This is a genomic window from Paracoccus cavernae, assembly GCF_042430175.1.
Taxonomy (GTDB): Bacteria; Pseudomonadota; Alphaproteobacteria; order Rhodobacterales; family Rhodobacteraceae; genus Paracoccus; species Paracoccus cavernae.
On sequence record NZ_JBHMDZ010000046.1, the window covers coordinates 114,644 to 136,753 of the forward strand.

20 protein-coding genes and 1 pseudogene are annotated in these 22,110 nt (G+C 65.7%); 5 read left to right on the top strand and 16 right to left on the bottom strand.

Annotation, left to right across the window (positions count from 1 at the left end; genetic code table 11):
* Positions 1-52: 52 nt before the first annotated feature.
* The 12 genes and pseudogenes from ACFFUC_RS15825 to fabF form a co-directional block, all read right to left on the bottom strand.
* A complete protein-coding gene (locus ACFFUC_RS15825; protein ID WP_377687807.1) occupies positions 53-766 on the bottom strand; it encodes a DUF2793 domain-containing protein in 714 nt (237 codons plus the stop codon).
* The gene (locus ACFFUC_RS15830; protein ID WP_377687808.1) at positions 759-4,649 is read right to left on the bottom strand and encodes a baseplate multidomain protein megatron; all 3,891 of its coding nucleotides are present in this window, start codon (positions 4,647-4,649) and stop codon (positions 759-761) included. The genes ACFFUC_RS15825 and ACFFUC_RS15830 overlap by 8 nt, the downstream gene beginning before the upstream one ends.
* 24 nt (positions 4,650-4,673) lie before the next feature.
* Positions 4,674-5,099, bottom strand: a complete 426-nt coding sequence (locus ACFFUC_RS15835) for a C40 family peptidase (RefSeq protein WP_377687810.1) — start codon at positions 5,097-5,099, stop codon at positions 4,674-4,676.
* Positions 5,096-5,971, bottom strand: a pseudogene (locus tag ACFFUC_RS15840) (phage/gene transfer agent baseplate hub protein). The gene ACFFUC_RS15835 and the pseudogene ACFFUC_RS15840 overlap by 4 nt, the downstream one beginning before the upstream one ends.
* Positions 5,968-6,600, bottom strand: a complete 633-nt coding sequence (locus tag ACFFUC_RS15845; protein WP_377687812.1) for a phage distal tail protein, Rcc01695 family — start codon at positions 6,598-6,600, stop codon at positions 5,968-5,970. Before ACFFUC_RS15845 ends, ACFFUC_RS15840 begins: the two are co-directional and overlap by 4 nt.
* Positions 6,601-6,604: 4 nt before the next feature.
* Positions 6,605-7,270, bottom strand: coding sequence for an RcGTA-type gene transfer agent tail tape measure protein (locus ACFFUC_RS15850; RefSeq protein ID WP_377687813.1), 666 nt, complete (start codon positions 7,268-7,270; stop codon positions 6,605-6,607).
* A 27-nt stretch (positions 7,271-7,297) separates the two neighbouring features.
* Entirely contained in the window at positions 7,298-7,603 is a 306-nt protein-coding gene (locus ACFFUC_RS15855; protein WP_377687814.1) for a phage tail assembly chaperone, read from the bottom strand.
* Positions 7,600-7,968 (bottom strand): gene transfer agent family protein, encoded by a 369-nt coding sequence (locus ACFFUC_RS15860; RefSeq protein ID WP_377687815.1) that lies wholly within the window; start codon positions 7,966-7,968, stop codon positions 7,600-7,602. Before ACFFUC_RS15860 ends, ACFFUC_RS15855 begins: the two co-directional genes overlap by 4 nt.
* Positions 7,965-8,297, bottom strand: a complete 333-nt coding sequence (locus tag ACFFUC_RS15865) for a phage major tail protein, TP901-1 family (protein ID WP_377687816.1) — start codon at positions 8,295-8,297, stop codon at positions 7,965-7,967. The genes ACFFUC_RS15860 and ACFFUC_RS15865 overlap by 4 nt, the downstream gene beginning before the upstream one ends.
* Complete coding sequence (locus ACFFUC_RS15870) at positions 8,294-8,638, bottom strand: permease (protein WP_377687817.1); 345 nt, start codon at positions 8,636-8,638, stop codon at positions 8,294-8,296. Before ACFFUC_RS15870 ends, ACFFUC_RS15865 begins: the two co-directional genes overlap by 4 nt.
* A 318-nt stretch (positions 8,639-8,956) precedes the next feature.
* A complete protein-coding gene (gene mltG, locus ACFFUC_RS15875; RefSeq protein WP_377687818.1) occupies positions 8,957-10,138 on the bottom strand; it encodes an endolytic transglycosylase MltG in 1,182 nt (393 codons plus the stop codon).
* On the bottom strand, positions 10,138-11,400 hold the full coding sequence (gene fabF, locus ACFFUC_RS15880) for a beta-ketoacyl-ACP synthase II (RefSeq protein WP_377687819.1): 1,263 nt from the start codon (positions 11,398-11,400) through the stop codon (positions 10,138-10,140). Before fabF ends, mltG begins: the two co-directional genes overlap by 1 nt.
* A gap of 172 nt (positions 11,401-11,572) precedes the next feature.
* Here fabF and ACFFUC_RS15885 point away from each other — a divergent pair, with 172 nt between their 5' ends.
* The 5 genes from ACFFUC_RS15885 to ACFFUC_RS15905 all read left to right on the top strand — a co-directional run bounded on the left by ACFFUC_RS15885 (position 11,573) and on the right by ACFFUC_RS15905 (position 17,355).
* Positions 11,573-12,754, top strand: a complete 1,182-nt coding sequence (locus ACFFUC_RS15885; RefSeq protein ID WP_377687820.1) for a toxic anion resistance protein — start codon at positions 11,573-11,575, stop codon at positions 12,752-12,754.
* On the top strand, positions 12,751-13,851 hold the full coding sequence (locus ACFFUC_RS15890; RefSeq protein WP_377687821.1) for a DUF2927 domain-containing protein: 1,101 nt from the start codon (positions 12,751-12,753) through the stop codon (positions 13,849-13,851). The genes ACFFUC_RS15885 and ACFFUC_RS15890 overlap by 4 nt, the downstream gene beginning before the upstream one ends.
* A gap of 96 nt (positions 13,852-13,947) precedes the next feature.
* Positions 13,948-15,075 (top strand): SPFH domain-containing protein, encoded by a 1,128-nt coding sequence (locus ACFFUC_RS15895; RefSeq protein ID WP_377687822.1) that lies wholly within the window; start codon positions 13,948-13,950, stop codon positions 15,073-15,075.
* 91 nt (positions 15,076-15,166) lie between these two features.
* A complete protein-coding gene (locus tag ACFFUC_RS15900) occupies positions 15,167-16,441 on the top strand; it encodes a TFIIB-type zinc ribbon-containing protein (protein ID WP_377687823.1) in 1,275 nt (424 codons plus the stop codon).
* On the top strand, positions 16,438-17,355 hold the full coding sequence (locus ACFFUC_RS15905) for a carbohydrate kinase family protein (RefSeq protein WP_377687824.1): 918 nt from the start codon (positions 16,438-16,440) through the stop codon (positions 17,353-17,355). Before ACFFUC_RS15900 ends, ACFFUC_RS15905 begins: the two co-directional genes overlap by 4 nt.
* A gap of 19 nt (positions 17,356-17,374) precedes the next feature.
* On the opposite strand, the gene hflX is transcribed toward ACFFUC_RS15905, so the two are convergent.
* The 4 genes from hflX to trkA form a co-directional block, all read right to left on the bottom strand.
* The gene (hflX, locus tag ACFFUC_RS15910; RefSeq protein ID WP_377687825.1) at positions 17,375-18,682 is read right to left on the bottom strand and encodes a GTPase HflX; all 1,308 of its coding nucleotides are present in this window, start codon (positions 18,680-18,682) and stop codon (positions 17,375-17,377) included.
* On the bottom strand, positions 18,683-18,916 hold the full coding sequence (hfq, locus tag ACFFUC_RS15915; RefSeq protein WP_377687827.1) for an RNA chaperone Hfq: 234 nt from the start codon (positions 18,914-18,916) through the stop codon (positions 18,683-18,685). It lies immediately after the preceding gene.
* A 107-nt stretch (positions 18,917-19,023) separates the two neighbouring features.
* Entirely contained in the window at positions 19,024-20,676 is a 1,653-nt protein-coding gene (locus tag ACFFUC_RS15920) for a potassium transporter TrkG (RefSeq protein WP_377687829.1), read from the bottom strand.
* 10 nt (positions 20,677-20,686) lie between these two features.
* Complete coding sequence (gene trkA / locus ACFFUC_RS15925) at positions 20,687-22,063, bottom strand: Trk system potassium transporter TrkA (RefSeq protein WP_377687831.1); 1,377 nt, start codon at positions 22,061-22,063, stop codon at positions 20,687-20,689.
* Between the last annotated feature and the right edge of the window lie 47 nt (positions 22,064-22,110).

Here is a 22,110-nt window from a genome sequence, read left to right on the forward strand (position 1 = left end):
TCCTGTTTCACATTGTTCTTAACGGAAACGGACGGGCACGGAAAGTCACTGCTCAGTCAGGGATGCGCAGCTCCAACCAATGGGCGACCAGACGGACCTTGCCGGAGGCGAAACTGCCCCCCGTCGCGCCCAGCCTGATGGTGGCGGGATCCCAATAGGTCATGGGCTGGGACAGGATCCCGCGCCCCCAGGACCCGAGCCCCTTGCCCAAGCCCTCGCCAAAGCGGTTTTCGGCCCCGACCGTCCCCAACCGCCACGAGGTCAGGCTGCCGGTGATCGCGCCGGTGACCCGCGCCGTCACGCCGAGGACCATCGCTCCCGCCGGAATGATGAGCGTCGAATCCATCGTCGTGCCCGCCGCCAGCGTGACCTCGACGCTGTCTTGCCGCGCAATCAGACCCGATCCGTGCGTGCCCATTGTCAGCGCACCCGTCACCCAGATCTGGCCGGTATGAACAGCCTGCACGCCGCGGTCTGCGACAAAGGCGCGGCTGCCCATGCGCGGCGGCACAAAGACCCAGCCGCCATTCGCGCCGATCGCGATCTGTCCCGCGCGGCCCTCCCAGGCATTGACCGCGCCCTGCGGCACCGCCCAGCACAAGCCGTCCGCGACCGTGGCGGGCGGCGTGCTGCGCTCGGTGCTTTGCAGGACCAGATCGACCATCCCGTCGAGGCGCTGCAACGCCTCGTTCACGGTGACATGCTTTTGCGCCTGCGCCGGCATCAGCAACGGCAAAGCGTGATTCGAGGTCGCGTTCTCAGACATTGATCATTCTCCCGATAAATGGACCCGGCCCGTACTCGTCGGACAATTGGGCAACCTCTGCATGGAAAGCGCCGCCGGCGACGGCCGCCGACCAAAGTGCTGCGGGAATGCTCCAGCGTGGTTCGGGCAGCACCGCCTGCCCCAGAACCGAGCCGTTGCGCACGAGCCGCGCCAGATAACGTTCGCGCGACTCGCCCAGGGGAATATCCGGCCCCTCCCAGCCATCGGCCGCAATCCGGCCGCGCCTGATCCAGCTCATCTCCTGCCCGCTGATCGCGAGATGGCAAGGCGCAAGCGGACGCAGCCCCGCGCCGCGGAAGGCTTGCTGGATATGGCGGTAGCTCGGATCGTCCGGCCCCCGTACCGCCGGTCCGATCCGCCAATGCCGCGACTGGTTGCGCACCGAAGGTGCCAGATCGACCTGCTTGGCATTTCCGTCGAGCAGGACGACGAGGCTGCCGACAGGCCAGACCGCCGGCATGAAAGCATCGGTCCCGCCCTGTCCGCGCAGCCGGTGGCTGATTTCCCACAGCCCCGCCGAGACCAGCCGCGCCTGGGAAAACTGCATCAGCTCCCAGCCCTCTGCCGTCCCGTCCCCGATCGCGAGAAGGTTCGCCCCCGCCATCAGCGCCCCCTCGTTTGCCGAACGAAGCGCACCGCCCTTGACCCGCACACGCAGGGCAGGCCCGCGATCCCAAAGACCCGCGCGCGCGGCATCGAGCGGCGTTTCCGTCACCCCCATGACCGAGCGTGCCGCGATGGTCGTGTTGAGCTGGTAGCCCCCGCTCGCCTCCTCCGACATCCAGACCGCCGCCTGCCCCGGCCAGGGCGTGGCCGTTACGGCAAGATGCGGCGCATGCGGGCTCTCGTCGCCCCGCATCAACGGCAGGTCCAAAAAGACCGGCCAGACCGGAATCGCCGGTTTGAAGGCGCGCAAAGGTGCCGCTTCGTCGATGCCGCGCGCGGGGCGGTAAACTCCGCTTTCGACCCTCACCGCATCGACGACCGTCACCGCGCCGCGCTCGATCCGGTCGACCCGCCAGCGGCGCGGAACGCCCTTGCCCTCGTCGACCCGCAAGACATCGCCAGCGCCGATCCCCCTGCGCGAGGGCGCCAGCGCGAACCGCATGCTGTCGCGCGCAACTCCTGCCTCGGAAAGCCAGCGCTCGGCCATGGAGCGGCCTTCGGCACGGGTCAGCGACATCGGCAATTCGCTTTCCGAGATAGCTGCGAAATCCGCGCCAGGCAGCATGGCTTCGACGGTCGAGGCCGCGTAATCCGCGCCGTTCTCGACATGGGTCAGACGGATCCGTCCCGCGAGTTCGGCATCCGGCGCGCGCAGGACCTCGATCCCCTGAACATCCTGCGAAAGCGCGAGATCATCGACCCCGACTTCGCCTGCGACCCGTGCATCGCGCATGCGAAAACACAGCGTGCCGTCGCGCTCGACCGCATCGAAACCATGGGCCAGCATCAAAGGCTGAAGCGCTGCACGACCGCTTTGCCCGCCCCCCGGCGCATAGCCGCGCACCAGACCCGAAAGCCCCCCGGTATCAAGATGGACAATCCCCGCCTCGCGGCAGATCTCGGCCACGACATCGGCGAGAGGCACCGCGCTCGCGCGACCGTTGAGCCAATGGCCTCGCTCCCAAGCAGGGCCGTCCGACCACAGGTCGGCACGGCCGGGAAAGGCCGGATAGGGCCGCGCGTCCCAGCACCAGACATGGGCCCGCGACATGTCGATCATCCGCCCCGCGCCCGTGCGCCCATGGGCCGGACGCGACGGGTTATGCGCCGGATCGCCCCAATACTCGACCATCGCGCGCAGATAGGCCGCCTGAATGGCGTCATCGCGCCGACCCTCGGAGAAATGGGGCAGCACCGATTCCGAGCTCATCGCGTCAAGAAACTTGTTCGGCTGGTTGGTGGCCTTGTCCAGGGCCGCACAGCCCATTTCGGTGAACCAGATCGGCTTCTTGCCCGGAACCCAAGCGGTGGGCTGGGTTTGACGGATGCCGTCGATCCGGTCGTGATGCGGGTTCTGCCACCAGTTGCGGATATCCTTGTAGCGCCAGACCCATGCCTCGCCATATGCGCCATCGGTGATCGGCTCGCGGCTCTGGCGCTCGCGGTCGATCTCGCGCGGGTAATACCAGTCATAGCCCTCGCCACCTGCGACATTGGCGCGCAGATAGGCGGGGTTGTCGATCCGGCCCCAATGGGCGTCGCAGTGCTCTTCGCCGTCGCGCCAGTCGGACAATGGCATGTAATTGTCGATGCCGATGAAGTCGATATTGGCGTCCGCCCAAAGCGGATCGAGATGGAAATGCAGATCGCCATTGCCGGGGTGATGCCCGAAATACTCCGACCAATCGGCAGCATAGCTGATCTTGACACCATTGCCCAAAATCTCGCGTACATCCGCAGCGAGCCTGCGCAACTCGGCGACCGCCGGAAAGCTGTGACCTGCGCCCCTGATCCGCGTCAGCCCCACCATTTCCGAGCCGATGAGGAAGGCATCGATCCCGCCCGCCTCGGCGCAAAGATGCGCATAATGCAGAATGAAGCGACGATAGGACCATTCCTGCGGGCCGCTATAGCGGATCTCGCCACCGCTGCGCGAAAAGTCCGAGGCCCCGGCCGTGCCGAAAAACGCCAGAACTTCGGCCTCCGCCGCAGCCGTACCGTCGGGGCTGCCCTGAACACCTGCCGCGACCGAGCTCGTGATGCGCCCGCGCCACGGCATGACGGCTTGCGCCCCGGCCCCGCCCCATGGATCGGGCAAGGCATTGCCGCGCAATTGTTCCATCAGGATGAAGGGATAGAACACCGCTTTCTGACCCGCAGCGGCAATCGCACGCAAAGCCTCGATCACCGAAGCATCGGCAGGTGTTCCGCCATAGATCGGACGGCCGTTGTTGCGCGCAACCTCCCTTGCTTCGCCGCGGGTGATCCCGCCCGCGCGCCATGCCATCTCCTTCGCGCCAAAGTCGCGATCCTCGACCTTGGGGCGGATGCTGCAATGATTGGCGCGAAGATCGTCTCCGAACCACGACACCACAAGTGAAACCGAGCCGACCTTGGGCAGTTCGCGGCGCAAGCTCCGCATGGAAACCGCGAAATCCGTGACGCCCGCGGGCAGGTTGCGGTTGATGACGCGGGTCTCGCCCAGCCCCAGATCGACGCTGACCGGCGTGGTCGCCAAAGCATATTCGCCCGTCGCGGGGATCAGCGCGACCGCCTCTACCTCGCGGGCCAGACCACGGCCGCCCTTGGCCTGACGCAGCACCTCGAAGCTCAGCTGCGGCACACGATTGCCCCAGCGCTCGAGCGCCAGATCCTCGAGCACGACATAGGCAATCCCGCGATAGGCGGGCGCGAAATCGCCCTCTTGCGCGGCAATCGCCGGATCGGGAAGCTGATCCTCCGAGCCGGTATAGACCCGCATGTCAAGGTCATCGACCGAGATCTCCTCGCCATCCGCCCAGACACGCCCGACCCCGAGGATCGGTCCCTCGCAAAGCGCGAGGGCGACATTGAGGCGATAGCTGAATTCGGTGACGCGCGGCCCCGCTCCCTTGCCGCCGCGCTGTTCGCGCCGGATCTCGGAGAGCGGGCTGGCCCAGATCACATGGGCAGGCATGCGCATCTGACCCCAAAGCTTGGCGATCGGCGTGCCCTCGCCCGCAGTCTGTATGCGCAGGCGGTCGACGCGGCCTGTCTCGACCGCTTTCGAGCCCTGCCCCAGAATGCGCTGGTCAATGGCGCGTCCGATCGTCGCGCCGACCGCCCGACCGATGACCGCGCCGGAAAGCCCGAGCACCGTTCCGCCAAATCCCGCGCCGAGCGAAGCCCCGACCGCTGAAAGCAGTATCGTTGCCATTGCATCCCTCCTTTTCGTTGATCGCTAGAGACGCGGAAAGGCAAAGCGCCCCGCGATTTTCGCCCGCCACGGCCCCGTCAGCGGGCTCTCGACCACGCCATGGCGCTCGTAGGCGTGGACAAAGCTGGCCTCGGGACCGGTTTCGGCCTGAATGGCCAAATGTTTGGCCACCGCCCCGCTGCGCATGGCAAAGACCAAAACGTCACCCGCCTGTTCATGCACGCTCTGTTCAAGAAAGCGCTGTGCACCCGCGAGCAAAAGCTCCTCGCCCCCGACCTCGCCCCAGTCCGGCGTATAGGCGGGGACCACCAGCGGCTCGGCCCCGTAGAGCGCGCGCCAGACGCCGCGGATCAGCCCGAGGCAATTGCTGCCCGCACCAAGGCTCGAGGCCTGATGCACATAGGGCGTGCCGAGCCAGCCACGCGCGGCGGCGACGACATCGGCCCTCATGTCCGCGCTCCCGCCGCAAGATGGGGCGCGAGCAGCCAGTCTTCGGTGGGCAAATGCGGAAAGCCGCGGAAGTTCAGGAAATTGGCGAATTTCAGGCGGCATGTCTCGGCGCGTTTGTCGCAACCCGCGCTCAGCCGGACCTGATCGCCCGCGACAGGCGCAATCCCCAAGGCCGCCCAAAGCTAGATGTCGCGTTGCCCGCCGGCAGTCGGCAGATCGTTCTTGACCATCCCGCTCAACCCCTTGGCCGCGCCGCTGAGAACCTCGAACCGGCCGCGCTCGAACCAGCCCGCATCATGGCCGGAAAAGCCCGAAAGCCGGAAGCGCTGGCCCTCGCCGCCCGAGATGACCCGCCCCTCGGCGCGGTAGCCGGGACGGCCAAGGTCCATGCGGCAGGCGCCGTCTCCCAGATCGGCGGCGCAGCGCGGATGGAAGACCCGTCCCTGAACGCGGTTAAGCGGCTCGGACAAGCCGCGCAATTCGGCGCGAAAGGCGGCACCATTACGCGAAATTTCGCCCAGATGGCCGCGAAAGACGAGGTGACGGTCGGCGGGGTTGGCCCAGTCGAGCTCCCACAGACGGACCTCGGCACCATCCCAACGCCCCGCCATCAGGTCGATCTCGGTGATCGCATCATCCGAAAGGATCCCCGCGGCTTCGGTATTGTCGACCGAAAGCCCCGCCCCCTGCACCACGGCCGAGGCGCTCAGCCCGCTGTCGGGACGAAAACGCAGCCCCTCGAAGTCAAGGCTCCGGTCGTGGTCGGTAAAGCCCAGCACGAAGCCGTCCTTGCGGGTCACGGCCCAGGCACGCGCCACGGTTTGCGCCACGGTTTGCACCGTCGTTAGGCCTGCTGTTTGAACCGTGCTCATAGCCGCACCTCGATGATCGGAACCTGCGGCAGATCGCCCGCGCGAAACGAGGCGACCGAAACCGCGATGTGATCGGCGTCGAAGCGCACCGGAACGTCGAATTCGAACCCTGCCGTCACCGCCGCCCCCTCTCCCGGAGGCGCGGCAAAGGTGATTACCCCCTTGTCGTGATCGACGGTGAAATCCACCGCCTCGCGCATCTGGTCTGCACCGATTCCGACCAGAACCGTGCCCTCGACCGGCTTGGAGATCGGACGCGCATAGCGTCCCGGCCCCGAGGCATAGGTTTTGCTCAGCTGGAAGCTGACGCGCCGACCGTCGCCATAGCCCAGATGCTGGTCTTGGAAATGCGGCACACCGTTGGGCTGGCCGCTTTTGAAATCCGCCCAATCCTTCCAGCGAAAGCCGTGAAGCTGACCCGCGCGTGCCTCGAAAAAGGCGATGAGGGTCGCAACATCGTCCAGCGAGCGCAGCCCGAGCCCCGCATCATAACGCCTGCGTGAATGGGCCCAAGGCGTGCGCCGCTCCTCGTGGCCGTTGACCATGGCGACGATTTCGGTGCGCCGCTCGGGGCCGCCGACCGAGCCGAAGGACAGGCTCGCGGGAAATCTGATCTCGTGGAATGCCATGGTCTCACCCGTTTCTGTCGCCGCGCGCCAAAAGGCGGCCCATCTGGGCGGCGATCTGGCCTTGGCTGCGTTGGAACCCCGCGACATCGGGGGTCGAAATATTGATCGTGACATTGGTCGTGCGCGCGCCGCCGCCGTCCATCGAGACGCCCAGACGGCCATCCGCCCCGCGCGAAAGCGGCATGATCGCCTCGGGTCCGGCCTCGCCCATGAGCCCAGTGCCGCCGCGCATCGGAAAGGCCGTGGCATGCGTCACGACGCCGCCGCGCGCGAAAGGCGTGACACGCCCCTGCACGAAAGCCCCGCCATTCGCGAAAGGCATCATTCCCGAAACCATTCCGTTCACACCCTGCGCAATTGCGCCGGCAAAGGCCTGTTCGATCGGCTTCATCGCCACCGAAAACGCGCTTTGCGCGATCGACTGCCCGACGGATTTCAGCGCATCGCCCAGCTTCATCCCGTCAAAGGCCAACCCTTCGAAGGCGCGGCGCAACCCGCCGCTGATGCCCGCGCTCAACGTGCCGACCTCGCGGCCGGTATAGAGCATAGACTGGCGCAGCCGCGCGAGCTCGGCCTCGAAGGCTGCGGTCATTTTGCTGCTTTGTTCGAGCCCCGCCCCGATCGCCTCACCGGAGTCGTCGAGCCGGTCAATCCCGTCCTTGCTTGCCACTCTGGGCCTCCTTTCGCTCAAATAAGATCAGTCAGAAACGTCCTCCCTCCGATCCGGAGGTCGCGGCACGGGTGCGCCAGCCGGCCCCGCTCCGGCGACCTGCCGGTCGGGAAACCGCGCCGAAAGCGCCGCAAGCCGGTCGCGGGTCATGGCACCCGTTCCGGCCGAAACGCCCAGCATCAGCGCAAGCTCGGCCGGGCTCAACGTCCAGAAATCGCCAGGATTCAGCCCCAGCCCGCCCTGCCCGCGCGGCCCCATGCCAACCCGCATGAGGCCCGACCAGTCGAGACTTTCGGCCGGACCCGCCGCAGCCCCTTGGGCGTCGCGACTCATGGTGCAGGCACCTGGAAGGCCCGCGCCAGAAGCTGGGCCGCAAGCTGCGCCGCCTCAATCGGGCCGCCGCGCAGATCGGCATGAGGCAGGTCCGAGGCGCAGCCCTGCCAGCCGCCGCCGCGCAGCCCCGCCGCCAGAACCGCCATCACGTCGCGGCTGCCGAAACGCCCGCTCTCGAAGCGCTCGACCAGCGCGATCATGCTGCGCTCGCCCAGATCCTCCTCGAGCTCGGCGAGCGTTCCGAGCGTCAGTTTGGCGCGGTAGCGCCGCCCGCCCAGCCAGATGCCGACCTCGCCCGCCAGCGGATTGACGGGCGAATTGCCCGCCACCGCGCCCCCGCCCGCCACCGTCTGCGCCCCCGTCACAGCGCGACAAAGCTCAGCGCGCCGGCGCTTGCCAGCGACAGCTCGTAGCTCGCCTCGCCGTTGTAATTGCCGGCATATTCAAGGCTGGTGACCTGAAACGGCCCCTCGATCGTGCCGAAATCGGGAACGACCACCTGAAAGCGCGGCACTTCGCCGTCGAAAAAGACCTGCCGCGCGCGCTCGTCGGTGGTGGCATCACGAAAGACACCCGAGCCCGAAATCGCGGCCGAGCGCACCCCTGCGCCGCCCAGAAGCTCGCGCCAGCGGCCTTCACTTTCAAGGCTCGTGACATCGACCGTCTCGGCGTTGAAGGCGATACGCGACCTCATCCTGCGCGGCGCAGGCAAGCCAGGCGGCGCCCGATTTCGTCTCGTGCCGCGTCAAGGTCGAGCGCGCCTGCGCCGACACTTCCGGCAGCGTCCTTGCGAAGTTTGTCAACGCGGTTCCTTTCTTCCAAAACAAGCTGCGTTGCCGCCCGCAAATCGCGAACCAGCTTGGCGCTTTCCTTGATCTCGTCGGTCTCGCCCGCCTGGATCTTGCGGCGCAGCCGCGTCAGATCCGCCGCGCAGGCGTGGAACAAATCATCCGCGATGGTCACAACATCCAGCGCGGTCTCGGCCTCAAACGGGCCCTCCGAAGGTCCTGCCTCCGGATCGAAAATGATCGTCATGCAAATGCCCTGCCCCGGTGCCTGTCCGCACGAGCGAGCCATGAAAAAAGCGGCCCGGGGTCAGTGACCCGGCCGCTTGCCCATTTCTCCCAGCATGTAGAAAATCTACTTTCGACCGTTCGCCAAGTCAAAGCTTTCGCCAAAACCCCGTGGCGCATCCGATTATTTGTAAATATTTTCAATACGATAAAACGCGCAACACCCGATGCGCGCGTAGCGCCTTTCTGTTGCGCGCACCTGCGGGAATCACCCTTTCGCGCAACGAAAAGGCCCGCTCCTTGCGGAACGGGCCTCTCGCATCCGATGATCGAAAGAGCCTTACTGCGCGCCCTGAACCGGAGAATCGACCGGCTGGCCGCGCTGCGCCTCGATCTCGCGCCAGCGCGCGACATTGGCGTTGTGCTCCTCCAGCGTGCGCGCGAAAGCATGCCCGCCCGAACCGTCCGCCACGAAGAAGATGTAATCGCTCTCGCCCGGATGAAGCGCCGCCTCGATGGCTGCACGGCCGGGGTTGGCGATCGGGGTCGGCGGCAGGCCCTCGATCATATAGGTGTTGTAGCGCGTGCGCGTGCGCAGCTCCGAGCGGCGCAGCCCGCGATCGAGCACGCTTTCGCCGCGCGTCACGCCGTAGATCACCGTCGGGTCGGTCTCGAGGCGCATGCCGCGTTCAAGCCGGTTCACGAAGACCGAGGCCACCACCGGACGCTCGTCCGCGACACCGGTTTCTTTCTCGACGATCGAGGCCATGATCAGCGCCTCTTCGGGGCTGGCATAGGGCAGCCCCTCGGCGCGGCTGTCCCATGCGGCTTGCAGGATGGCGGCCTGGCGCGTGCCCATTTCGGTCAGCAAGGCCTGCCGGTCGGCATCCTTCTTGACCTCGTAGGTATCGGGGGCAAGCGAACCTTCCGCCGGAACCCGCGCGATCTCGCCGCTCATGAAGGTCGCGGCTTTCAGCCCCTCGGTGATCTGCCAGCTGGTGACGCCTTCCGCAATCGCGATGCGCAGACGGGCATCGGGCTTGCCGGCGGCGCTGGTGATGGCCTCGGGCGCGGGCGTGCTTGCGGGATCGTATTTCATCAGCTCGGCATATTCGCCGGTTGCCGGATCCATATCGCGCAGAATGACCGAGTTCTCGCGCACGCCGATGCGCACGGTCACTTCGGTGCCGCAGGTGCTGGGACCGCCCGCCGTGATCGTGGCGACGACCTGCTCCATCGTGGCGCCCGCGGGCATCAGATAGGAGCCGAATTTCAGCCCCCGCGCCTTGCCCGAATAATCGGCCCCGGCGCGGAAGATATAGGCGCTCGAAACGACGCCCTGATCAGCCAGTTGCTGGCTGATCGCATTGAGACTTGCCCCTGGCGCCACCTGCACACAGGAGGCAACCGTGCTCGGGCCGGTCGCGGAATATTGGTGTTTGGCCCAAGCAATCGCACCGGCCGCCACGACCAAGACCAAAACCAGAAGCGACAGCAGGTTGGACGCCAGGTTCCGCCACATCAGTCGGCAACCTTGCCCATGACCAGGCTGGCATTGGTGCCGCCAAAGCCGAAGCTGTTCGAGAGAACATAATCGACCTTGCGACGCACCGCCGCATTCGCGGCCAGATCAACCGGCGTTTCGCGTGCCGGATTGTCGAGGTTGATCGTCGGCGGGCAGATCTGGTCGCGGATCGCGAGGATGCAGAAGATCGCTTCGACCGCACCGGCCGCACCCAGAAGGTGGCCGATCGACGATTTCGTCGACGACATCACGACGTTTTTCGCGTCATCGCCCAGCAGCCGCTCGACCGCGCCAAGCTCGATCGTATCGGCCATGGTCGAGGTGCCGTGCGCGTTGATGTAATCAAGCTGGCCCGGCTCCAGACCCGCACGTTTCAGCGCGGCTTTCATCGAGCGGAAACCGCCGTCGCCGTCTTCGGAAGGCGCGGTAATGTGATAGGCATCGCCCGTCAGACCATAGCCGAGGATTTCGGCATAGATCTTGGCGCCGCGCGCTTTGGCATGCTCGTATTCTTCCAGAACGACGACACCCGCGCCTTCGCCCATGACAAAGCCGTCACGGTTTTCGTCCCACGGACGGCTTGCCTTCTGCGGCTCCGCCTCGCGGTCGGTCGACAGCGCCTTGCAGGCGTTGAAGCCCGCGATCCCGATTTCGCAGATCGGCGATTCCGTGCCGCCAGCGACCATGACATCGGCATCGCCCCACATGATCAGACGCGCCGCATCACCGATCGCATGCGCGCCGGTCGAGCAGGCGGTCACGACCGCATGGTTCGGACCCTTGAAGCCGAAGCGGATCGAAACCTGACCCGATACGAGGTTGATCAGCGCGCCCGGAATGAAGAAGGGCGAGACGCGTTTGGGGCCGCGTTCCTTGATCAGAACGGCCGTATCCGCGATCGAGCGCAGACCGCCGATCCCCGCGCCGATCATGACGCCGGTGCGCTCCTGCTCTTCGACCGTCTGGGGCTCCCAGCCGGAATCTTTCACTGCTTGCGTTGCAGCAGCCATTCCGTAAAGAATGAAATCATCAACCTTGCGGCGATCTTTCGGTTCCATCCAGTCGTCGGGGTTGAATGTCCCGTCCGTCCCGTCACCGAAAGGAATCTCGCAGGCATATTTGGTAATCACGTCCTTCGCGTCAAATCGCGTGATCGGACCTGCTGCGGATTGCCCTGCAAGCAGCCTCTCCCACGTCTCTTCGACACCTGACGCCAGCGGCGTGACCATCCCCAGACCGGTGACGACTACTCTGCGCATTACGGTTCCTTCCACGTTTCGACCCGCGTTTTCTACACGTCACCCGCCTGTCACGCAACGGACAGCCTCTGGCAAGACGGCAACACAGGAACTTTAGCTTTTCCGATGTCGTTGAACTGACTTGAAATCAGCCTATTCTCTGACCGCCGATCGCCCTGAAAGGACCACCGGAATGACCACTGAAACCCAGCGCAATGCGCAGGCCGCACTTGACGAGATCCAGACCGTGACCGCCGTGATCCTGCCCGAACCCGCGTCCCAGGTCGTCCCGCTGGAGCAAGCCGATCAGCCGGTCGCCGAGGAAATCCGCAAGCGCATCAACGAGATCGACCTGCGCGACACCGCCTCGATCGTCCATTTCGGCGCCCGCGCCCAGAACGAGCTTCAGGAAATCAGCCAGGCAATGCTGGCCGATGTGAAGAACAAGGATGTCGGCCCCGCCGGTGAATCCCTGCGCAATATCGTCACCACCATCCGCGGCTTCTCGGTTTCCGAGCTCGACGTGCGCCGCGAGCGCAGCTGGTGGGAGAAACTGCTGGGCCGCGCCGCGCCCTTCGCGAAATTCGTCGCGAATTACGAAGAGGTCCAATCCCAGATCGACAAGATCAGCATGGATCTCGACCAGCACCAGCATGTGCTGCTCAAAGACATCAAATCGCTTGACGTGCTCTACGAGCGCACGCTCGACTTCTATGACGAGCTCGCGCTTTACATCGCTGCGGGCGAAGAAAAGCTGCGCCAGCTCGACGCGACCGAAATCCCCGCGAAGGAAGCCGCCGTCGCCGCCCTCCCCGAGGCCGAACAGGTCATGGGCGCGCAGGAGCTGCGCGATCTGCGCTCCGCGCGCGACGATCTCGAGCGCCGCGTCCACGACCTCAAGCTGACCCGTCAGGTCACGATGCAGTCGCTGCCGTCGATCCGTCTGGTGCAGGAAAACGACAAGTCGCTGGTCACCAAGATCAACTCGACCTTGGTCAATACCGTGCCGCTGTGGGAAACCCAGCTGGCGCAGGCCGTCACCATCCAGCGCTCCTCCGAGGCGGCGAAAGCGGTGAAACAGGCCAACGACCTGACCAACGAGCTGCTGACCGCCAATGCCAAGAACCTGCGTCAGGCAAACCAGCAGATCCGCACCGAGATGGAGCGCGGCGTTTTCGACATCGAAGCGGTCAAGACCGCCAATGCCGAGCTGATCGCCACGATCGAGGACAGCCTGCGCATCGCCGACGAAGGCAAGGCGCGCCGTGCGGCCGCCGAACAGGATCTGCAGGCGATGGAAGTCGAACTGCGCAATACGCTGGCCGCATCGCAGGCCAAGCAAATTCCTCAAACCGGAAGTGCCCCGCGACCGTGACACAAACGCCCCTCTTGACCGCAACCCTGCCGGCTTTTGCCGGCCGGGTCCGTTATTCAGTCGCGGCCACGCTGGCTGCAACCTTGTTTCTGGCCGGTTGTGCCGAATTGAACACGCCTCCCGAGGCGCCGCCGATTTCGGCAGTAGCGCCCGCCAAACGCCCCGATCGCGCCTCGCTCGATCAGGCGCAGTTGCGGCGCGAGCGGGCCGAAAAGACCAAGGCAGCCAACGCCGCCGCCCAGATCGCGGTCGCGACCCCCGCCAGCACCAATATGCGCGGCTATCTGACCAATATCGAAGCGGCTCTGCTCGCACGCGGCAAGCTGCGTACCGATGACGGCAGCTCGGTCGGCCCGATCCGCGCCGAACAGCTGGTCGAGGATTTCATCCAGACCGCGCTGCGCGACGAATATTCGCGTCAGGGCGGCAAGCTCGTGCAGGGCAGCACGCCCGCACCGCTGCGCCGCTGGGAAAATCCCGTCCGCATGCAGATCGAGTACGGCACTTCGGTCGCGCCGGTCCAGCGCAGCAACGACCAGCGCTCGGTCGCGGCCTTTGCCGCGCAGCTGCAGGCCGCCACCGGCCATCCGGTCTCGCTGGCCTCGGGGACGGGCAACTTCCACGTCCTCATCCTCTCAGAAGACGAACGCCGCGCCATCGGCCCCCGCCTCGCGGCGATGGTCCCCGGCATTCCTCCCAGCGACATCTCGGCGCTGACCGATCTCGCGCCGCAGAATTACTGCACGGTTTTCGCCTATTCGCGGGGGAACGGCGCGACCTATGTGCAGGCCGTGGCGCTGATCCGCTCGGAGCTGCCGGCCAAAATGCGGTTGAGCTGCTTCCATGAAGAGCTCGCCCAAGGTCTGGGTCTGGCCAATGACAGCCCGACGGCGCGCCCTTCGATCTTCAACGACGACGAGGAATTCGCGCTTCTGACCAAGCATGACGAATTGCTGCTCAGGATGCTTTATGATCCCCGCCTGCGCCCCGGCATGACCGAGACCGAGGCCCGCCCGATTCTCGAACAGATCGCGGCCGAACTGGTCGCCGGCCAGCCCGCACTGGCGGCCAATGCCTCGACCCCGGGCGGCGTCTGAGCCGCCCGCGACCCGACGCGGATGTGACGGAACCCTGTCCGCCCGCCAAGACTTGTTAGGGTAAACCGCCCCGCCCCTGCCCCCACGAGGAACCCCATGGCAATTTTCGACTTCCTCTCCGGCGAGTTCATCGATGTCATCGAATGGACCGATGATACCCGCGACACGATGGTCTACCGCTTCCCGACCGTCGGCCATGCCATCAAATACGGCGCAAAGCTGACCGTGCGCGAAGGTCAGGCGGCCGTCTTCATCCACGAGGGCCAGCTCGCCGATGTCTTCGGTCCGGGCCTCTATATGCTCGAAACCAACAACATGCCGATCCTGACGCGACTCCAGCATTGGGATCACGGCTTCCGCTCGCCCTTCAAATCCGAGATCTATTTCGTCAATACGACGCGCTTCAACGATCTCAAATGGGGCACCCGCAACCCGATCACCCTCCGTGATCCCGAATTCGGCCCCGTGCGCCTGCGCGCCTTCGGCACCTATTCGATGCGCGTCTCGGATCCCGCGAAATTCATGCGCGAAATCGTCGGCACCGACGGCGAGTTCACCAGCGACGAGATCAGTTTCCAGCTGCGCAACGTCATCGTGCAGGAATTCTCGCGCATGATCGCGGGATCGGGCATTCCGGTGCTGGATATGGCAGCGAACATGCAGGATCTTGGCGGGCTGGTCGCCAAAGCCATTGCGCCGACCATTGCCGAATACGGCCTGACCATCCCGGAATTCTACATCGAGAACATCAGCCTGCCCGACGAGGTGGAAAAGATGCTCGACAAGCGCACCTCGATGGGAATCGTCGGCGACCTGAACCGCTTCGGCCAATATGCCGCCGCCGAATCCATGCTCAATGCCAGCAGCCAGCCCGGTGGCGGCATGGGCGCGGGGCTTGGTGCCGGAATGGGCGCGGCCATGGGTATGGGCGCGGCGATGGGTCAGGGCCCTTGGGGTCCGGTCGGCGGCGGCCAAAGCGGTGCCGCGGCCCAAACCCCGCCTCCGATCCCCTCGCAGGCAGCCAAGGAATGGCATGTCGCGCTTGACGGTGCGGCCTCGGGACCGTTCGGGGCGGTCGATCTGTCGCGCCTCGCGGCCGAAGGCAAACTGACCCGCGACACCCTCGTCTGGAGCGCGGGACAAGACGGCTGGAGCGCCGCCGGCAGCCAATCCGAGCTGGGCGCGATCTTCGCTTCGGCCCCTCCGCCGCTTCCCAAAGGCTGACACAAGCCTGCGTCACGGTGGCCCCGCAAGGGCCGCCGTTCCGCCGCCTCCGGCCCCGCGCAAGCGCGCCTCAAGCAGCACCGAGCGATCCATGCCTACGCCCCCGACCCAATACCGCTACCCTTGCGACAATTGCGGCGCGAGCCTGCAATTCTCGCCCGGCCAGCAAAAGCTGATCTGTCCCTATTGCGGCCACGAGCAGGATATCGGCCCCGGAGCCGCCCGCGCGCCCGCACGCCAGAAAAGCGAAGGCCCGTGGGGCGAACGGGCGATTCTCGCCGATCCCGAAACCGGCCGCGCCATTCAATGGGACGCGGGCCATAAAGCCCCCGAACTGGCCGAGATCCCGCTCGAGAGGGGCCTCAAGCTCGACCAGAACAGCGATCTCGCCGAAACCCACCGCCTGCTCTCCTGCCCCAATTGCGGTGCCAAACTCGAGATCACCTCGGAGAAGACCGCCTCGACCTGTCCCTTCTGCGCCACGCCGATCGTGACCGATACGACCAGCGCGCGGATGATCAAACCCCAAGGCGTGCTGCCCTTCGTCATCACCGAAGGCCAGGCCAAAGCCGCGCTCGACGATTGGATGAAGGGGCTGTGGTTCGCGCCCTCGGGGCTGACGGCCTATGCCAAACGCGGGCGGAAAATGTCGGGGATCTATTCGCCCTTCTGGACCTTCGATGCCGATACCCGCTCGCGCTATACCGGCCAGCGCGGCGATTATTACTACGAGACCGAATGGGTCGAGATGGAGGTCAACGGCCGCCGCCAGCGCGTCCAGCGTCAGGTCCAGAAGATCCGCTGGAGCCCGGCTTCAGGCCGGATCGCGCGCCATTTCAACGATGTGCTGGTGCTGGCCGCCAGCTCGCTGCCGCGCCGGTTCACCGATGCGCTGGCGCCTTGGGACCTCTCGCATCTCAACGATTACCGCCCCGAATATCTCTCAGGCTTCATGGCCGAGGGCTATACGATCGCGCTTGCCGACGGCCACCAGATCGCGCGCGAGGAAATGACGGGTGTGATCACCATGGATGCGCGACGCGACATCGGCGGCAACGTCCAAAGAGTGACCTCGCTCGAGACAGATTACAGCGCCGAGACCTTCAAGCATATCCTGCTGCCGGTCTGGACCGCCGCCTATCGCTATAGCGGCAAATCCTACCGCTTCGTGGTGAACGGGCAATCGGGCCGCGTGCAGGGCGAGCGCCCCTATTCGGTGTGGAAAATCGCCTTCGCTGTCCTGCTCGCGCTGATCGCGGTCGCGGTCTTCATGGCGGCTACGCAGGCCTATAGCCAGACGCCCGATCTGTCCGCCCAGACACCCCAGACGATCCTCGCCCGGCCCGAAACCCGAGTCCTGCCATGATCCTCTGCTCGGGCGAATCCCTGATCGACATGGTGCCCCAAGACGGCACCTTCCGCCCCCTCGCGGGTGGTGCGGTCTATAATACCGCCATCGCCCTCGGCCGGCTCGGCGTTGCGGCGGGCTATCTCTGGCCGCTCTCGTCCGACCAGTTCGGCGCCACGCTCCGCCAGCCCCTGCTCGAGGCCGGCGTCGCGACCGACCTCTGCCCGCAAAGCGCCCGACCGACCACTCTGGCCTTCGTCACCCTCGATCGCGGCGAGGCGCGTTATTCCTTCTATGACGAGGGCTCCGCCGGCCGGATGTTCGCGCAAAGCGATCTCCCCGAGCTGCCGTCCGAGACCCGCGCCCTCTTCATCGGCGGCATCAGCCTTGTTCCCGACCCCTGCGGCGCAACCGTCGAAACACTGGTCGACCACGCCCGCGACCGCGGCATTCCGGTGATGATCGACCCCAACATCCGGCCTTTCTTCATCACCGAAATACCCCGCTACCGCGCACGCCTCGAGCGGCTCATCGCCAAGTCGGCGCTGGTCAAACTCTCGGGCGACGACATCGCATGGCTCTGGCCCGATGCCGATTTTGCCGAAGTGTCCCGCGACCTTCTTGCCCGCGGACCCGATGCGGGGCCGAGCGTGATTTTCCGCACTCTGGGCGCCGACGGGGCCGAGGCGACGAGCGCGCGCCACCACATCACCCTTCCGGCCGCGCGCGTCGCGATCACCGATACGATCGGGGCGGGCGATACGTTCAATGCGGGCGTTCTGGCCGCGCTCGATCGCGCCGATGCCTTCGCCCGCCTTGATCATCTGGAACGGGAAACGCTCGAGGCCGCTTTGTCGCTCGGCATCCGCGCGGCGGCCGTCACCGTGTCACGGGCGGGGGCCAATCCGCCGTGGCGGCACGAGCTGGCCTGAGCGGCCAGCCCGAAGCTTGTCACAAAGCGCGGAAGCTCGCCGCCTGACGGGCGGTCCAGCGGACTTTGACGCTGACACCTTCCTCGGTCTGGCGCTCGCCGACCACGACGCCCTGCTGGTGCAGCCAGGCGCGACGGCGGCCGTCCTCGTGGCTCAGCAGAACCGCATCGTCTTCAAGCGGATCATCCAGCGCCAAGGTCAGCGCGGCATCGACCGCATCGAGCAGATCGGGAAGCCCCTCGCCGCTCAGCGCGCTGATGGCCTGCACGCCCTCGGTGCGGGCATCGGTGCGGCGCAAAGCCTCGCGGGTCTGCTCGCTCAGCTGGTCGATCTTGTTCCAGACCTCGATCAGCGCGACATCTTCGGCAACGCCCAGACTATCAAGGATATCGCCGACATCGCCGGCCTGCTCCTCGGTCTCGGGATGGCTGATGTCGCGGACATGCAGGATCAGATCGGCCTCGAGCACCTCTTCCAGCGTCGCGCGGAAGGCTGCAACCAGCTCGTGCGGCAGGTCAGAGATGAAACCCACCGTATCCGACAGGATCACCCTGCGGCCCGAAGGCAGACGCATCTGGCGCATTGTCGGATCCAGCGTCGCGAAAAGCTGGTCCTTGGCGACAACATCCGCGCCGGTCAAAACGTTGAAAAGCGTCGACTTTCCGGCGTTGGTATAGCCCACCAGCGCGACAATCGGATAGGGCACCTTGGCGCGCGAGCGGCGGTGCAGTTCGCGGGTGCGAACGACCTTTTCCAGCTGGCGGCGCAGGCGGATCATCTGGTCGTCGATGGCGCGCCGGTCGGCTTCGATCTGGGTCTCGCCGGGGCCGCCGACAAAGCCGAAACCGCCGCGCTGGCGTTCAAGGTGGGTCCATGCCCGCACCAGACGCGTGCGCTGATAGGCCAGCGCCGCTAGCTCGACTTGAAGCACACCTTCGCGAGTATGGGCGCGATCGGCAAAAATCTCGAGAATGAGGCCGGTCCGGTCAAGGATCTTGACGCCCCATTCCTTTTCGAGATTGCGCTGCTGGACCGGCGTCACCGGTCCGTCGATCAGGACAAGCTCTGCCCCCTCGCCATCGGCAACGGCTGCAAGCTGCTCGGCGATTTCGGCGCGTTTGCCCTTGGAAAACAGCATGCCCGCATCGGGGCTGCGCAGACGGACCACCTCGGCGCCCTCGACCGTGATCGCGGGCAAGGCATGCGCCAGCGCCACGGCCTCTTCGAGGGCGAGTTCGGGCTCGCGACGGGTGCGCGAATTTCCCAGATCGGGGTGGATTACATAGGCCCGCGTCGGGCGGGCCTGCGTCTCAGTGGCTTCGGCCAATCATTCCTCGCCTTCATAAAGGCTGATCGGTTGCCCCGGCATGATTGTCGAAATCGCATGTTTATAGACCAGCTGCGACTGGCCGTCGCGGCGGAGCAACACACAGAAGTTGTCAAACCAGGTGATCACACCCTGCAGCTTGACGCCGTTGATCAGGAAGATCGTGACGGGAACCTTGGCTTTGCGCACATGGTTCAGAAAAGCGTCTTGCAGATTTTGTTTATCACCGGCCATTCAGGCAACCTCCCGGCATTTTTCATTTTGTTTTTTTAATGTCTAAGGCAGCCTTAGCGTCCTTGCAAGGCAGCCTTTCTTGCATGATGCATTTGCCGCCACGCCGGTCAACGCCGCCATAATTCCGGATTGAAAAGCGCAAGGATCGCGAGGGTCTCGATCCGGCCGACGATCATCGCCCCCGCAAGAACCGCCTTGGTGAAATCGGGCAGACCCGCCCAGCCCGCCCAAGGCGCGCCGGCAATCCCCGCCGAGCCCTCGAAGGTCGGCGTCAGGGGAATGGCACCGGCCAAAGGTCCGGTATTGGTCATTGCCGCGACCGACAGGATCGTCGCGCTTTCGAATTCGATGCGCTGGAGCGAGACCAGCGCCACGACGACCGCCAGCGTAATGGCAAAGAGCATGAAGAAGACGAAGGCGAGAAACGCGCCCTCGGCCCGCAGCCTGCGCCCCATTCTTCCGCCGCCGCCGATCGAGTTGGGATGGACGAGCTTTTCCATCTCGCGCTCGGAATGGCGCAAAAGCGCATAGACCCGCAGCAGTTTGACCCCGCCCGCGGTGGTCGCGACGCCCCCGCCCATCAGGGCCAGCCCCGCGAGGATGAGCCCGGGCGAGGTCAGCCCCGACCAGCTGCGCGCCCCCTGCCATTCGACAGAGTTCCAGCCGGTCGTGGTCAGATAGCTCAGACCGTTGAAAAGCCCGCCCCAAGCCGCGGCCAAAGCGCCGCCCTGACGCGCGCCACCCTCGCCGCCGTGGGCCAGCGTGATCTCGATCGCGCCGATGAAATGGCGGGCGAACAGCGCCAGAGCGACGACGCCCACCACCAATGCGGCAAGGCGCAATTCGGGGTCTTCGCGCCAAGTGTCGCTGGCGCGCAGCTCCCCGCCGCCGGGCCAGAAGCGGCGCGACAAGGCAGGCAGCAGAAACAGGAAAATCACGATCTCGCCCGCGACGCCGCTGGCGACGACATTGTTCGCCCCCGCATTGGTCGACAGCGGAGAGATCCCGCTGGTCGAAAGCGTCCCCATCGCGCGGGTGATCGCGACCAGACCGGTATCGCCCAGCATGAGCAGCAGCACCCAAAGCGCCAGCGTCAGCCCCGCATAGATCGGCAGCACGGTCTTGCCGACGCGGATGATGCGGCTGACGGGATCGGCCAGCTCGGTCTGGAAGGCGGGCGAGGACAGATGCGCCTGACGCTCGCGCTCGCGATCGGCACCGCGCGCACGGTCCGAACCGGGCAACCGCTCGATACGCTCCTCGCGGCCATAGGGCGAGGACAGGATCTCGAAGCCGCCGATGCGCAAGGGAGCGAGGATCGCGGTCGCCGCGACCAGCATGAACAGCCCGCCCATCCAGCCGACCAGTCCGCGCCACAGATGCAAAGGCGCCGGCAGCAGCTCGGCCGAGTAAAGCGAGGCGCCGGTGGTGGTGAGGCAGGACACCATCTCCCACCAGGCGTTGAAAAAGCCGGTATCGGGCAGCGCGAACATCAGTGGAACGGCGAAAAGCGCGGGCAAAAGCGTCACCGTACCCACCACGGTCAAAAGCATCGCCCGCGTCGAATCCCCCGAGGGAGCGGCGGCACTGGCAAAGCCCGTCACCACCACGAGAACCAGCAGCAAAAGCGCCGACATCGCGAAAATCGTCGCCAGCTCGTCCTGCCCCAAAGCCGAGGCATAGCCCGCAGGCACCAGCATGGCGAGCGTGCCCAGACCGGCCAGAAGCACCATCAGCGGAAGGCGGTTGAGAAGTGCCACCCCCGCAGCCCTAGAAGAAATCGATCGAGACCTGAAGCAGGCGCTCGACCTCGGGCACATCTTTGGCCATTGCGAAAATGACGATGATATCGCCTTCCTCGAGGCGCAGGTTGCCGTGGGGTTTCAGAACTTTGCCGCCCTTTTGCACCGCCCCCAAAAGCGCGCCCTCGGGGAATTCGATATCGCGCACCGAACGGCCCGCGATGGGCGAGGTGGACAGGACCTGAGCCTCGATCGCCTCGGCTTCGGCATCGCCGATCGAATAGATGTCGCGCACGCGCCCGTGGCGGACATGACGCAGAATGGTCGAGACCGTCGTGGCGCGCGGGTTGATGAAAGCATCGATATCGAGCGCGCTCATCAGGGGCATCATGGTCGGATCATTGACCAGCGCGATCGCGAGTTTCGCCCCCGCCTGTTTGGCGCGCACGCAGGCGAGGATATTGGTCTTGTCGTCCTGCGTCACCGCAACCACCGCATCGGCGCGCGGAATGCCCGCTTCCTCGAGCAGCTCGGACGAAAGCCCGTCGCCATGCAGCACAATGGTCCGGTCGAGCGCGTCGGCGGCCTCTTCGGCGCGTTCGCGATCCCGCTCGATCAGTCGGGTACGGATGCGCTCGGGGCGGCGCTCGAGCTCTTGCGCGACCGAAAGGCCGACATTGCCCGCGCCGATGATGACGATGCGCTCCTGCCGCTCGGTCGGCTTGCCGAAGATCTCCAGCGTGCGGCCGACGTCATGGGCATTGGTGAAGACATAGATCTGGTCGCCCGCAAACAACTGGTCGCCGGGATCCGGCGCGAAAAGCTTGCCGTTGCGCCGCACCCCCGCGACGATCGCGGTCAGGGTCGGAAACATCTCGTCGAGCTGGCGCAGAGGCGTGTTCAGCGCCGCGCAATCCTCGTCCAAAGCGATGCCCAGAAGCTGGAGCTTGCCCTCGAGGAAGGTCTCGGCATCGAAGGTCGAGGGCGCTGAGAGGCGTTGCAGCACGGCACGCGCCACCTCGCGTTCGGGGCTGATCACCACGTCGATCGGCAGGTGGTCGGTGCGGTAGAGGTCCGAATAGATCGCGTCGAGATAGGCCGAAGAGCGCAGCCGCGCGATCTTGCGCGAGACCTGAAAGACCGTATGGGCGACCTGACAGGTCACCATGTTCACCTCGTCCGAATGGGTCGCGGCGATGACCAGATCGGCATCGCGCGCCCCCGCGCGGTCCAACACATCGGGATGGCTGGCAAAGCCCGTGACGCCCTGCACGTCCAGCGCATCGGTGGCGCGCCGGATCAGCTCGGCATTGGTGTCGATGACGGTGACGTCGTTGCGTTCGTTCGACAGATGGCGCGCGATGTGCCAGCCGACCTGACCGGCGCCGCAGATGATGATTTTCATGTCCGTTCCGGTCGTTGCGCATTCCGCCCGTCAATCGGGCCCCTTGC